13 protein-coding genes are annotated in these 13,235 nt (G+C 70.5%); 9 read left to right on the plus strand and 4 right to left on the minus strand.

Going from position 1 to position 13,235, the window contains the following annotated elements:
* Positions 1-20: 20 nt before the first annotated feature.
* Complete coding sequence (locus E1193_RS06135) at positions 21-1,250, minus strand: erythromycin esterase family protein (RefSeq protein WP_132181084.1); 1,230 nt, start codon at positions 1,248-1,250, stop codon at positions 21-23.
* 58 nt (positions 1,251-1,308) lie between these two features.
* Here E1193_RS06135 and E1193_RS06140 point away from each other — a divergent pair, with 58 nt between their 5' ends.
* Both E1193_RS06140 and E1193_RS06145 read left to right on the plus strand, forming a co-directional pair.
* Positions 1,309-2,100, plus strand: coding sequence for a TioE family transcriptional regulator (locus E1193_RS06140; RefSeq protein WP_243707322.1), 792 nt, complete (start codon positions 1,309-1,311; stop codon positions 2,098-2,100).
* 188 nt (positions 2,101-2,288) lie between these two features.
* The gene (locus E1193_RS06145; protein ID WP_132181086.1) at positions 2,289-2,774 is read left to right on the plus strand and encodes a GNAT family N-acetyltransferase; all 486 of its coding nucleotides are present in this window, start codon (positions 2,289-2,291) and stop codon (positions 2,772-2,774) included.
* Between the two features lie 83 nt (positions 2,775-2,857).
* Here E1193_RS06145 and E1193_RS06150 read toward each other — a convergent pair whose 3' ends face one another.
* A complete protein-coding gene (locus tag E1193_RS06150) occupies positions 2,858-4,090 on the minus strand; it encodes an MFS transporter (RefSeq protein WP_207922587.1) in 1,233 nt (410 codons plus the stop codon).
* A 70-nt stretch (positions 4,091-4,160) separates the two neighbouring features.
* On the opposite strand from E1193_RS06150, the gene E1193_RS06155 reads away from it, so the two are divergent.
* The 5 genes from E1193_RS06155 to E1193_RS06175 all read left to right on the plus strand — a co-directional run bounded on the left by E1193_RS06155 (position 4,161) and on the right by E1193_RS06175 (position 9,878).
* On the plus strand, positions 4,161-4,652 hold the full coding sequence (locus tag E1193_RS06155) for a MarR family transcriptional regulator (RefSeq protein ID WP_132181090.1): 492 nt from the start codon (positions 4,161-4,163) through the stop codon (positions 4,650-4,652).
* A gap of 164 nt (positions 4,653-4,816) precedes the next feature.
* Entirely contained in the window at positions 4,817-5,287 is a 471-nt protein-coding gene (locus E1193_RS06160; protein ID WP_132181092.1) for a MarR family transcriptional regulator, read from the plus strand.
* A gap of 73 nt (positions 5,288-5,360) precedes the next feature.
* Positions 5,361-5,774, plus strand: a complete 414-nt coding sequence (locus E1193_RS06165; RefSeq protein WP_132181094.1) for a DUF6069 family protein — start codon at positions 5,361-5,363, stop codon at positions 5,772-5,774.
* Between the two features lie 225 nt (positions 5,775-5,999).
* Positions 6,000-9,026: a Tn3 family transposase gene (locus E1193_RS06170; protein ID WP_132181096.1), complete on the plus strand. Its 3,027-nt coding sequence runs from the start codon at positions 6,000-6,002 to the stop codon at positions 9,024-9,026.
* Between the two features lie 282 nt (positions 9,027-9,308).
* A complete protein-coding gene (locus E1193_RS06175) occupies positions 9,309-9,878 on the plus strand; it encodes a class I SAM-dependent methyltransferase (protein ID WP_120730846.1) in 570 nt (189 codons plus the stop codon).
* A 93-nt stretch (positions 9,879-9,971) separates the two neighbouring features.
* On the opposite strand, the gene E1193_RS06180 is transcribed toward E1193_RS06175, so the two are convergent.
* Both E1193_RS06180 and E1193_RS06185 read right to left on the minus strand, forming a co-directional pair.
* The gene (locus tag E1193_RS06180) at positions 9,972-10,625 is read right to left on the minus strand and encodes an SRPBCC family protein (RefSeq protein ID WP_132181098.1); all 654 of its coding nucleotides are present in this window, start codon (positions 10,623-10,625) and stop codon (positions 9,972-9,974) included.
* A gap of 28 nt (positions 10,626-10,653) precedes the next feature.
* Positions 10,654-11,022 carry a metalloregulator ArsR/SmtB family transcription factor gene (locus E1193_RS06185; protein ID WP_132181100.1) on the minus strand — a complete coding sequence of 123 codons (369 nt, stop codon included), beginning with the start codon at positions 11,020-11,022 and terminating at the stop codon, positions 10,654-10,656.
* A gap of 304 nt (positions 11,023-11,326) precedes the next feature.
* Between E1193_RS06185 and E1193_RS06190 the strand changes: the two genes are divergently transcribed.
* The gene (locus tag E1193_RS06190) at positions 11,327-12,274 is read left to right on the plus strand and encodes a site-specific integrase (RefSeq protein ID WP_132181102.1); all 948 of its coding nucleotides are present in this window, start codon (positions 11,327-11,329) and stop codon (positions 12,272-12,274) included.
* 287 nt (positions 12,275-12,561) lie between these two features.
* Entirely contained in the window at positions 12,562-12,993 is a 432-nt protein-coding gene (locus E1193_RS06195) for an Hsp20/alpha crystallin family protein (protein WP_132181104.1), read from the plus strand.
* Positions 12,994-13,235 lie beyond the last annotated feature (242 nt).

The raw sequence follows: 13,235 nt of genomic DNA on the forward strand, positions 1-13,235 counted from the left end.
AGAATCGGGCCGACTGCCGGTCAGGCGTCGCCGAACGTTGAGGGAGCCTGGCGCGGCGGGGTGTCCTTGACGAACACGACTCCGTCGATCCTGGTCAGGTGGTCCGGGTCCAGCGGGATGTAGCCGAACCAGGGGGACACGCGGGGCGTGGGCCTCACACCGCCGAGGGCGGCGGCCAGCCGGCGGGCGTCGACGAGGTAACGGTCCTCCGGCAGCGCGTACAGAAGCCCTTCGATGGTGTCCGGGGGTGGGGTGTCCACACCGTGGTGGCGGATCGTGCCGAGGGCCGTGGCCAGGAAGGCGTACCCCTCACCCAACCGGGCGCTGACGAGCGCCCCTGCGCTCCACCATTCCAGCGGCCGGTCGCCCATCCGCATCGTGCTCCTGTCCCGCTGGAGATGGCTGTTGTGGGCGTGCACCAGCGTCGGGCCCCGCTCGGCGATGGCGAGCAGGTTGGCGGCCATCATCGAATCCCGCACGCTCAGCAGCCGCGCCATGCGGCTCGGTGACGTGTCGGCCATCGCAGAGTGGTAGCGCAGCAGGCCGGTCGCGGTACGCGCGTACAGGAGCGCCCGCTCCCGGTCGTCCTCGGAGGAGGCCGCGATCAGGTGCGGCGTGTGCGCGTCGAGCAGCGCCACCATGTCGTCGGCGAGCAGTCGCAGCTGTGTGGCCTCGGGTGTCTGCCCCGCGGACTGGCACGGGTCCATCATCGCCGCGGGGTTGGTCCACCGGTCGTCGGCGCCGAGCAGGCGGTCGAGCGTCTCCCCGGTGCAGGGGAGCAGGTCGGCGTCCACCCGGGCCGCGAGGTAGCCGTGGAGTGCGGTGAGGGACCGCCGAGGGCTCGCGGCGTGGGTGATCTCCAGTGGGCCGTCGAAACCGGCGAAGCGCAGCCGCTCGGCGGCAGGCCGACCGTCGTTGTACGCGCGCATCCAGCGCACCAGCTCACGATTGCCCGTGAAGGCGCCCCACCCGTGGCTGAATCCGCGTTGCATGACCTCGTCGAGGGTGCCCGTGCCCGAGGTGACGTAGTCGTCCACGACCAGGCCCGTCACGCAGTCGCTCTCGATCGCGATCGTCCGGTAGCCCCCCTGCTCGACGAGTTGCCGGAAGAGCTCGTTACGCACGTCGAGCAGGACGTCCTCGCCGTGGGTGGGCTCACCCAGGGCGAGCAGCCGCGGCCGGGCCGGGAGCAGTACCAGGAGGCTGGCGGCGTCGACGGCGTGGGTGGTGTCCTTGATACCAGCAGTCATGCGTTCAACGGTATCGTTGAACCATCGGTTGAACCCTCCCGGCGATATTGGCAGGACATTGCGGCGGAACCTTCAAGACGGCGGACGGCTCAGGCCGGTTGACCTGGCGCGCGGGCATGGTCTGTCGACGCAGGCGATTAGGAACTACGAGGCGGCCGGCATCCTTCCGGGGGCTGAACGCACCCCCACCGGGTACCGCGTCTACACGCCGTTGCACGCGAGGGCCCTGGACGCGTTCCTCGCGCTCGTGGCCGGACACGGCCACCCGACGGCCACGTCGATCATGCAGGCGATCAACCGGGACGCGGTCGAGGCGGCACTCCGGCTCATCGACGAGAGCCACGCCCAGCTTCTCGACGCCCGCCGCACCCTCCAAGCCGTCGAAGCCGCGCTTCGCGACCTCGCGCCCGTGCCGCAGGAACGCGGCGGAACGTTCGTCGGTCCGCTGTCGAGTAGGCTCGGCATCCGCCCAGCCACCCTGCGTAAATGGGAACGCGCCGGATTGCTCCAACCCCTCCGCGACCCCCGGACGGGCTACCGGGTCTACCGCGCGGCCGACGTGCGCGACGCCCTGCTGGTCCAGCAGCTCAGGCGGGGCGGCTACCTGTTGGAGCAGATCGCCCCGCTGATCGCCCAGGTCCGCTCCGCCGGAGGCGTCGCACCGCTTGGGTCGATGCTGCGCGACTGGCGCACCCGCCTCTCGGCCCGCAGCCGCGCCATGCTCACCGGCGCCGCCGCACTCGACGCCTACCTCAACTGCCGAGCAACCCCGTCCGGAGGCAGGCCGAGTACCGACGCGACCGCTTCGTCAATCGCGGACGCGATTCGGCCGCTCAGCAGCTTCCGCTGACCGTCGCGACACCAACTCCGATCGCTTTCGACCTTCGGCGTCATCCACCGTCTACCGGCACCTGGCGAGGTACGGGTCCCCTGGCCCGTTCGCCACGTCCACGACGGAGAGCGTGGAGCAGCGGACCGATCGGCCCCGCCCTGCACAATCCGATTGCGGCGACGGCGGGGGCCGCCTAACCTGCCGCGGTGCTGATCAGGGAATTCGACGAGGTTGACTGGCCGGCGGTGCGGACGATCGTCGAGGAGGTCGTCAGGGCCGGTGGCACCTTCCCGTACGACCCGGCATGGCCCGCCGAGGTGCTGCGGGAGGTGTGGGTGGAGGCCGCGCCGGGCCGTACCGTCGTCGCGGTCGACGGCGACCGTGTTCTCGGCACGGCGAAGATGGGCCGTAACCGTCCTGGCCCCGGCGGGCACGTCGCCACCGCCAGCTTCATGGTCGCGGCGCACGCGCGGGGTCGGGGCGTGGGCCACGCGTTGGCCGCGCACGCGCTGGCCTGGGCCCGCGAGCAGGGGTATGCGGCGATGCAGTTCAACGCGGTGGTCGAGGGCAACGAGGCCGCGGTGGGGCTGTACCGGCGGCTCGGGTTCGCCGTGATCGGCACGGTGCCGGAAGCCTTCGCCCACCCGACCCGAGGGCGGGTGGGCCTGCACGTCATGCACCGCTTCCTGTGACTTGAGCTGGCAGGATGGGCCGGTGGGCACGTGTGGCACGCCCACCGTCACACCGACGGTTCTTCCTGGTCCTTCTCTGAGCGTCACCGGGCCCCCGCCGTCAGGTCGGCGTCGGCGGGGGAGCCGGCCCGCCAGGTGAGCCGGCGGACACTGGGCACGGCTGCGGTGCCGGCGCAGGCGACCCCGACGAGTACCGCTGCCCCGATCAGCGGCGCGGGGGTGCCCCAGGCCCGCGCGGCGAGCGGGGCGACGGCGTAACCGAGCGGCATCGCGCCCAGCGACACCAACCAGTCGTACGAGGTGACCCGGGCCAACACGTGCGGCGGGAACTGTTCCTGCACCACGGTTTCCCAGATCGGGTTGAGGAAGCCCAGGGCCGCCAGCGCCAGGCCGTACGCGCCGATCACCACCGGTGCGGGGGCGGCCAGGGCGAGTAGCAGCAGCGGCGCCGCGTACGTGGCCAGGGCGAGGTTGCCGACGAGGACGGGCCTGCGGGGGCGTACCCGCGCGGCGAGCAGTGAGCCGGCCAGCAGCCCGACCGCGCCGGCCTGGAGCAGCAGGACCCAGACGCCTTCGCCACCGAGGTGGCCGACGGCGACGGCGGGGCCGAGGGTGGTCAGCACGGCGGCGGCGCCGTTCCACACGCCGTGTCCGACGAGGCTGGTCCAGTACCAGTTTCGGTCGCGCACCTCCCGCCAGCCGCGCGCCAGGTCGTCGCGGATCGACCGGCGTGGCACGGGCACGTGCCGTACCCGGACGAGCGCCAGCAGCATGGCACTGGTCGCGAAGGTGAGCGCGTCGAGGACGAACGCCCAGCCGGGGCCGGCGCCCCAGATGAGCAGGCCGGCCAGGGCGGGTCCGGCGAGTCGACTGATGTTGGCGGTGACGCCCATCAGGGCGTTGGCGCGTTGCCGGGCGTCGGCGTGAACGGTGCCGGCGACCAGCGGGGAGGCGGTGGGGATGGCGAACGCCGAGGCGGCTCCGCCGACTGCGGAGGCCACCGCGATGTGGGTGAGGGACGGGCCGGCGTGGAGTAGTTCGACGCCGATGGCCAGGTGGGCGGCGCACCGTACCAGGTCGGTGGTGAGGGCGACCCGGCGTGCGTCGAAGCGGTCGGCCGCCACGCCGCCGAGTGGTAGCAGCAGCAGCCGGGGCACCATCGCGCAGGCCAGCACCACGGCCAGTGCGCCGGTGGAACCGGTGGCCCGCAGGATCGCCAGGGTCAGGGCGGCGGGCACGACGGCGTCGCCGAGAGCGGAGATGGTGCGGCCCAGGAAGAGCAGCCGGAAGGCGGGGAGCCGCAGGGGTGAGGTCACGGCCCGAAAATTTACTTCGACACCGAACCTTTCGCTACCGATTAATTCGGTGCCGGCGTACAGTCTGCGCATGTCCGAGCACGACCGCACCGACCAGCACGTCGCGCGTTGGCTGCCCGTGCTGCCCGATCTGGATCCGGACGTCGAGGGTGCGGTCGTGCGTATGTCGGTTCTCACGAAGCACCTGCGGGCGGTCAAGGATCGATCGCTGGCCGACCGGAACCTTCCCGCCCACGAGTACGACACCCTGCACGCGCTGGCCGGTCGGCGCGGTCGGGCCGCGCCCACCGAACTCGCCGACGACCTGCGGATGGCCCCTGCCTCCGTCACCGCCCGGGTCGACGCACTGCTCCGTCGCGGGTTCGTCCGCCGGGTCCCGTCGGCGGTGGACCGTCGGCGGGTCGACGTCGAGCTGACCGAGGCGGGCCGCGCCGCCTGGCAGGCGGCCATCGCGGTGGTCGCGGGGGAGGAGCACCGGCTGCTCGGCGTGCTGACCGCCGATGAGCGGCGGCTGTTGGCCGACCTGCTGCGCCGGGTGGCGCGGGGCGCCGAGCGTAGGTAACCCTCGGTGGCTCCCGCGGCGCTGCGTGACGGCGTCACGGCTCGGACCACGTGGCGGTGCGCCGACGAGGGCCGCCCGCGACCACGGCCTCTGCCGGCGGGTCGGCCTCCTGTCGGCCAGCCGTCGAACGATCCGGTCCGAGACGATCTTGTTAGCCTTCGAGCATGACCTCGTGCGCTCCGGGCGGCGGCCCCGACCTGATGTTCCTGCTCGCATGGGCCAGCAACGCGCTCATGGCCGAGCACGCCGCCGGCGTGGCGCGGATGGGCATCTCCCCACGGGCGCACTGTGTGCTGCTCAAGGCGCGCCCGGGCGGGCTGACCCAGCGCCAGATCGGTGACCTGTGCGGCATCGACAAGACCACCATGGTCGTCACGCTCGACCAGTTGGAGGCTGCCGGTCTGGTGCGTCGCCGCCCGTCACCGACCGACCGCCGTGCCCGGCTGATCGAGGTCACCACCGAGGGAGAGCGGGTGCTCGGCCAGGCGCAGGAGATCGCCGCCAGGATCCAGCAGGATGTGCTGTCGGCGCTGCCGGAGGCTGACCGCGAGGTGTTCCTGCGGTCGATCAACAGCCTGGTCGCCGGCCGGCTCGCCGGTGGCGGGTGCGGCCCGGGGAGCCGGCCCGCCTGTTAGTTGGGAGGAAGATAGTACTGAACAAGACTATCTGATACGGTCGTATGCGTCTTCCCCCGACCGAGGAGCACGCATGACCGTGATCGCCCACCCCTCCACCGCGACCCCGTCACTGCGCCGCCGCGCGCTCGGCGTGGCCGCCGCCGTCCTGGCCCCCGCGCTCGTCTGGGTGATCGGCGCGATCGCCGGGGTCGACTACACCGTCGAGAACCCGGGGCAGCCGGCCTTCGTGGTCGGCCTCGCGCCCGTGGCGATCTTCTCTCTCGGCTCGGCGCTGGTCGGCTGGCTCGGGCTGGTCGCCCTGGAACGCCTGGCCCGTCGCCACGCCGCCACGACCTGGATCGTCCTCGCCGTGGCGCTGACCCTGCTCTCCCTCCTGCCCGTTGTCGCCGCCGAGGCCAGCATCGGCGCCAAGGTCGCGCTGGGTGTCGCGCACCTGGCCGTGGCCGCGCCACTGATCACGTTGCTGCCCACCCGCTCCCGCTGAACACGGCACGGTGCGCCCCTGTCCCCGCGGGGACGCCTGGCGCCGGTGGTCACGACGGTCGCCGGCGCCAGAACGTGCGGGACCAGGCTCGCGCACGTGGACAGAAGGGCCCGCCCGTAGTTTCCAGACCAAAAACAACGGTAAGAACTGAGGGTTGATCAAGCTCTGTCCTGAGCCCTAGCGTGCCGTCCGTTTGGTGACGGTCGATGCTCAGGCGGTGGGTTCGTGGCGACTCAGGATGTGTTCTCGGCGGAGGAACTGGCGCGGCTTCGGGGCTTCCCGGAGATCAACCGGGCTGAGCTGATCCGGTACTTCACGTTGACCGGTGCGGACGAGGCGTTCGTGCGCCAGTTCCGCACTGGCCGCAACGTGCTGGGTGTGGCGGTCCAGCTGTGCTCGCTGCCGTGGCTGGGGTTCGTGCCCGATGAGGTGGCGTTGGCGCCGGATGCCGTGGTGGGCCGGTTGTCGCAGCGGCTCGGGATCGCGATGGGTGAGTTGCGCGGGTACGGCGAGCGGGAGCAGACCCGTACGGATCATCTGCGTGAGGTGGCCGGTTACGCCGGCTGGCGGTCGATGAACACCGCCGAGTGGAAGGACCTCGACGAGTTCCTGTTCGCCAGGGCGATGGAGCATGACTCGCCGAAGCTGCTGTTCCGGTTGGCCTGCGAGTACCTGCTGTCGTCGCGGGTGCTCCGGCCCGGGGTGATCCTGTTGCTGCGGCGGGTGGCCGCGGCTCGGGCTCACGCGAGGACGGAGACCTGGTCGCGGGTGCGGCATCTGCTCTCTGACCGGCGGTGCGCTGAGCTGGATCTGTTGCTGGTCCCGGATGCCTATCTCGGCCGGACGCCGCTGGCGTGGCTGGGTGTGGGGCCGACGTCGTCGAGTCCGGCGGCGGTGAAGGCGGAGTTGGAGAAGCTGGCCTATCTGCGGCGCCTGGACGCGCACACCGTGGACCTGTCGATGCTGCCGGTGGAGCGGCGCCGGTTCCTGGCCGGGGTCGGCCGGCGGTTGACGGGGCAGGCGTTGCAGCGGCGGGAGCCGGAGCGCCGGTATCCGATCCTGCTCACGCTGCTGTCGCAGTCGGCCGTCGATGTGCTCGACGAGACGCTGCTGCTGTTCGACCAGGCGATCAGCGGCCGGGAGGCGGCGGCGAAGCAGAAGGTCGCCGAGGCCTTGGCCGAGCGGGCCAAGGGCGGCGAGAACCGGCAGGCGCTGCTGGACGAGATCCTGACCATCGTGCTCGATACCGGGATCGGTGACGAGCAGATCGGCGGCATGTTGCGCATGAGCATCGGCCTGGACCGGATGCGCGCCGCGTGGGCTGAGCGCCGCGAGCGGCTGCGCCGCGATCACGGTCAGCTGAGCATGCTGGATGCGTCGATGTCGTACCTGCGCCAATTTGCCCCGGCCGTGCTGGCCGCGGTCGGGTTCGACGGTGGGCCCGGCACCGAGCAGCTGATGCAGGCCGTGGGGATCCTGACGGGTCTGTACGCGGCCGGTGCCCGCAAGGTGCCGGCCGACGCGCCGGTCGGGTTCGTGCCGGTGAAGTGGGCCGGCTACCTGGTCGCCGCGGAGCAGGCCGGCGACGTTACTGCGTATCGCCGGTACTGGGAGCTGGCCGTGCTGGTGGGCCTGCGTGACGGGCTGCGTTCCGGTGATGTGTTTGTGCCCGGGTCGCGCCGGTACGCCGATCCGGCGTCGTTCCTGCTCACCCCGCAGGCGTGGGCGCCGCAGAAGGTGGAGTTCTGCCACCTGGTCGGCAAACCGGTCGAGGCCGCCGACGCGCTCGCGGCGGCCCACGACGAGCTGCACACCGCCCTGGCCGATCTGGAGACCCAGCTGGCGAAGGGCAACCCGGGCGAGGTACGACTCACCGACGACGGCGAGCTGATCATCCCGCCGCTGACCGCGGAGGACGTACCCGCCGAGGCCGATGCGCTGCGCGCCGAGCTGGCCGCGATGCTGCCGCGGGTGCCCATCGCGTCGGTGCTGGTGGAGGTCGACGCGCGGACCGGTTTCACCGATCACCTGGTGCATGCCGGCGGGAAGGTCGCCCGGCCGGCCGAGCTCAAGCGCAACTTGATGTATGTGATCATCGCGGAGGCCACGAACATGGGCCTGTCCGCGATGGCCGAGTCCTGCGGCGTGCCGTACGACGTGCTCGCCTGGACCGCCGAGTGGTACTTCCGGCCCGAAACCCTGGAGGCGGCCAACGCCGCGGTGGTCAACTACCACCATCTGCTGCCGCTGACCCGGGCGTTCGGCTCGGGCACCCTGTCCTCCTCGGACGGGCAGCGGTTCCCGGTCAAGGGCAAATCCATCACCGCCCGGCACCTGTCGCGGTACTTCGCCCGCGGCCAGGGCGTCTCCACGTACACCCACGTCTCGGACCAGCACTCGACCTTCGACACGAAGGTCATCGTCGCGACCGCGCCGGAGTCGCACTACGTGCTCGACGGACTGCTCGGCAATGAGACCGACCTGCCCGTGTTCGAGCACGCCACCGACACCCACGGCGCAACCCTGGCGAACTTCGCCCTGTTCGACCTGGTCGGCAAACAGCTCTCGCCGCGCATCCGCGACCTCGGGAAGATCACCCTGTACCGGACCGGGCCCCGCGCTGACTTTATGGACCGCTACCCGCGCGCCGGGGCGCTGCTGACCCGGCGGCTGAACCTGGACCTGATCACGGACATGTGGGACGACCTGCTGCGGGTCGCCGCGTCGGTGCAGGGCGGGCACGCCACGGCGGCGCTGGTGGTCGGGAAGTTGTGCTCCTCGAAGCGGCAGCAGAACGCGCTGACCAGCGCGATCAAGGAGTACGGGGCGCTGCGCCGCACGGTCTACGCCACCCGATACGTGGCCGACGAGACCTACCGGCGGCGCATCGCCCGGCAGCTGAACAAGGGCGAGAACCTGCACGCCCTGCGCCGCTGCCTCGCGTACGCCGGCGAGGGCGCGTTGCGACGGCGGCACCACGAGCAGCAGAGCGAGCAGATGTGGTGCCTGACCGTGGCCACCAATGCGATCGTCTGCTGGTCCACGGAGTACCACGGTCTCGGCGTGGCCGCCCTGCGCAGAGGCGGCCGCGACGTCGACGACGAGGTCCTGGCACACATCTGGCCGACCCACCATGAGAACGTGCACTTCTACGGCACCCACTCGGTCGACATCGACGGCGAGCTCGCTCAGCTCGACACCGACGGCTACCGGCCGCTACGGCTGATCGAGGCCACCTCGGCACGACGCTAACCACGGGCTGGTGAGGTGACGACGACGTCGTCGGTGACGGTGGTGGGGGAAGTACGTGTTCCGCGACGGTGATGGCAACGAGATCGGCATCGGCGGCGACGTCTCCGCTGCCGGACGGTGACTGGTCGCTCGCCGCAGTGCCTACTGCCCGGTAAGTGCCTGTCTCGCTACTCCCAGAGCGGGTTAGGGGCCGGTTCTACGCTCGCGGGATGAGTGGGATCGAGGACTGACTCTTAAAGTGACGCCGTGAGAAACCAACCAATCCGTGACGCCTACTCGTACATGTCGGAGCAGTACATCGCCTTGTTCGATGGTGACTGGCAGGCCCACGCGGACGACGCGGCCCTCGTCCGAGGTCACCTCGTCGGTCTGGACGGCACGGTGCTCGATCTCGGTTGCGGCCCCGGCCATTGGAGCGCCTACCTGCATTCGCTCGGCGCCGACGTGACCGGCGTCGACTTGGTCCCCGAGTTCATCGACTACGCCCAGACCAACTTTCCCGGGCCAGAGTTCCAGCTCGGAGAGATGACCGACCTGGACCTTCCCGCCCATTCGGTGGCCGGCATCCTCTCCTGGTATTCAACCATTCACATACCGCCACCGGAGCTGGACGGTGTGCTAGCCCGGTTCCGCCGGATGCTGACCCCTTCCGGGAGGCTAGTAATCGGCTTCTTCGACAGCGACGACGGGGTGGCCGCGTTCGATCACAAGGTCCACACCGCATACCGCTGGCCTGTGGACGAGTTCTCCGCCCGCCTGAGAGAAGCCGGTTTCACCGAACTTCAGCGTCTTAGGCAGCAGTTTCCGGGCCGCAAGTGTGCGGCCATCGCCGCAGCAGCCGCTGCGTCATAGTGGCCGACTGACCAGCCCTGCGGCCGACGCGCATGCTCGGCGGCGACTGCTGCGCGCCGACGGTGCGGTCACCTCCGCGGTGGCGTTACTTCATCACGCGTCCCCGGCGGGCTGGTAGAACGCGGTGGTGGCCTCGACCGCGGCCGCGACTTGGCTCGGTTCGCCGCCGCCGGCCAGGTGGGCCTCGCCCCAGGCGGCGGCGCTACGCCGGCTGAACTCGCGGCCGGCGGGCGATGCCCTGAACTCCTCGTGGTCAAGGACCTCGCCGTCGCCCAGGAAGCCGGCGAGGGTTAGCAGATGCAGGTCCCAGCCGACACCGCCGGCACCGGGACCGTAGGTGGGGAACATAGGTTCTCCGATGGCGGCAGCGTGGACCAGTTCGAACTCGGTGTCTCCGGCTGATCCGGGAGACAGTCGCACCTCGACCTCGCTTGTGCCGGGCCACTCGTCCGCGCCGGGCCCGAACATCCAGGACACCCGCAGCAAGCGCGGCGGCTCGCACCGGAGGATCTCGCCATGCTCGCCGCCGTCTAGCTCGAATGTCCCGCCGAGGCGAAGGTCGCCGGTGACCGGCTTCATCCAGCGACTCAGTCGCTCGGGGTTGGTGATGGCGTCCCACACGTCATCGAGGTGCGCGTTGTAGCGACGCCTCAGCTCCATCGTGTATGCCTCACCGGCGGGCAAAGTCGCCGTGCCCATCTTCCGGCGGGCCGCGGACAGCTCGTCGAGAACATCCTTCATCGTCATGCTCCGTTCGGTAGGGAACCCCTCGTGCCTACGCTTCTTCGTTGGGCCCGCCAGGCTCGTCGTTGGCGGGTTTCCGGGTCATACGCCTGCCGCGGGCGAGCTCGGTCTCCAGTGCGTCTAGTCGCTGGTCCCAGAGCCTGCGGAACCGGTCCAGCCACGAGTCAACCTCGCTCAACGGCCCGGCCTCCACGGCGTAGAACCGACGAGCCCCCTCAGCCCGGACCGACGCGAACCCGTGCTCACGGAGAACCCGCAGATGCTGGGAGACAGCCTGCTGCGACAGTGCGAACTCGACCCGGATCACATCTGTGATTGCGCCAGCGGTCTGCTCACCGTCGGCGAGCAGCTCCAAGATCCGCCGACGCACCGGGTCGCCGAGGACGTCGAACGCGTTCACGACCACATCTTACCATGGTTCACTTGTACAAGCCGACAGTGGTATTCCCCCGAGAGGCTTTCGCGGTATCGGCATCGAAATCCTCCTCGACGAATTCCGGGCACAACCGCCTCTTCCTGGGCGCGACAGCGCTACCGGACGCACTAGGCAAGTCGCCTGCTCCTGCAGGCCGTCTGTGACACAGAATCCCGTATTCTCTGTCATAGGGTCGACGATCCACCCGCCGCCACCTGCCGGACACCGTCATGGCGCAAAGGGTGACTCGGCCACATTCTGTGTCACATCGCCGCAAGGGGCCGCCGAGGTGTCCGTGATCCCGCTGCCGACCGCCCGGCGCCCGGTGGCGCTCGTGGTCGCCGTCGACGCGTTCCTCGACCGGTTCCGCGACGACCCCGCCACCCGCGCCACCTACATCGAGACCCTGCGCCGACTGCGCGAAACCGCCGGCGACCCACTGCCGGTCGCCGCTCTCACCCCGGAGCTCTACGAGCAGACGATGGCCCGCTGGGACGAGCGGGCCGCGAACACCTGGAACAAGCATCTGTCCGCGCTGACCTCGTTCGCCGCCTACTGCCGCCGCCAGGACTGGCTGAGCACCGACCCCGGCCGCCGTCTGGAGCGGCGCAAGGTCACCCGGATCCGAGACAAGGCCATCCCCCGCACGCGGCTGGAGCGGCTGTTCACCGACGACCGCAACCCGCTGCGCGAGCGGGTGCTCTGGCGGATGCTCTACGAGACCTGCGCCCGCGCCGAAGAGATCCTCGGCCTCGACGTGCCCGACCTCGACATGGAGTTCCGCCGCGCCCTGGTCACCGAGAAAGGCGGCGACCGCGCCTACGTCCACTGGGAGACCCCCACCGCCCGCCTGCTGCCCCGGCTACTGGCCGGCCGCACCGCCGGCCCGGTGTTCCTCGCCGACCGGCGCGCACCCGCCGCCGGTCGCCGCGCACCAGCCCTGCGCGACATCTGCCCCGACACCGGCCGCGGCAGGCTGTCCTACCCGCGCGCCGAGTACCTGTTCAAACAGGCATCCCAGCTCCACGACCCCCACGGCACCGGGTACACCCTGCATCAACTGCGCCACTCCGGGCTGACGCACCTCGCGGCCAAGGGCCGCAGCGCCGCCGAACTCCAGGCCAAGTCCCGCCACCAGCACCTGGCCACCCTCGGCATATACGTCCGACTCGGCGAGGAGACCTCCGCCCGCATCACCGCCGAAAACGACGAGCACCACCGCCGGCACCGGCGCTGATCCCGCATCCCACGTACCGGGATCATGAAAAGCGGCGAAGCGCCTCCCGCGCGACCCGCCACTCTGGGGCCGGCGTCCCTGGTACCGGCCTAGATCAACTGCTTAGCGTTGTTTTTGGTCTGGAAACTACGGGCGGGCCAGAAGGCGACGACGGAGGCGCCTGCGCCGAGAAGCTTCTCCCGTCGGGTTGACGGCGGCCGCTACGCGCGCTACACATGAGGAGGAAGTTGAGTCCCCCAGGCTCAACCCGAAAACCTTCGGCCCGAGGAACCGAGGAGGCACGACCAATGTTGATGCGTACCGACCCCTTCCGTGAGATCGACCGGATCGCCGAGCAGTTCTTCGGCACCACCAGCCGACCGGCCATGATGCACATGGACGCCTACCGCGACGGCGACCACTTCTACGCCGCGTTCGACCTGCCCGGCGTCGACCCGGACAGCATCGACTGCACGGTGGAGCGCAACGTGCTGACCGTGCGCGCCGAACGTCGCCGCCCCACCAACGAGAAGGTGGAACTGGTCGCCGCCGAACGCCCGATGGGCACCTTCACCCGGCAACTCTTCCTCGGCGACACCCTCGACACCGACCGCCTGGAAGCCGGCTACGACAACGGGGTGCTGACACTGCGCATCCCGATCGCGGAGCGGGCCAAGCCGCGCCGGGTCACCATCACCGCGGGTGGCAACAGCAACGGCCACAAGCAGCTCACGGCGTGACCGCCACCACGACACCGGTCACCTGACCGACACCGACCGTACGTCGGTGCAGGTGTCGATGCTGACCCGCAGCTGCTGCGGCCAGCGCTGGTGGCACATCGACACCGTATGTCCACCGGGTCATCCTCGCCGCGCACTGCCGGCTCGGCGAGGATGACCGGGACCGGCTGGCGGACGCCGGCCCCGCTGATTCCAGGCCGGGCGAGAACTCAGGCGCGCCCAGCCGACGGTGGGGTCGGGCT

The sequence above is a fragment of the Micromonospora sp. KC606 genome (genome assembly GCF_004348675.1).
GTDB lineage: Bacteria > Actinomycetota > Actinomycetes > Mycobacteriales > Micromonosporaceae > Micromonospora.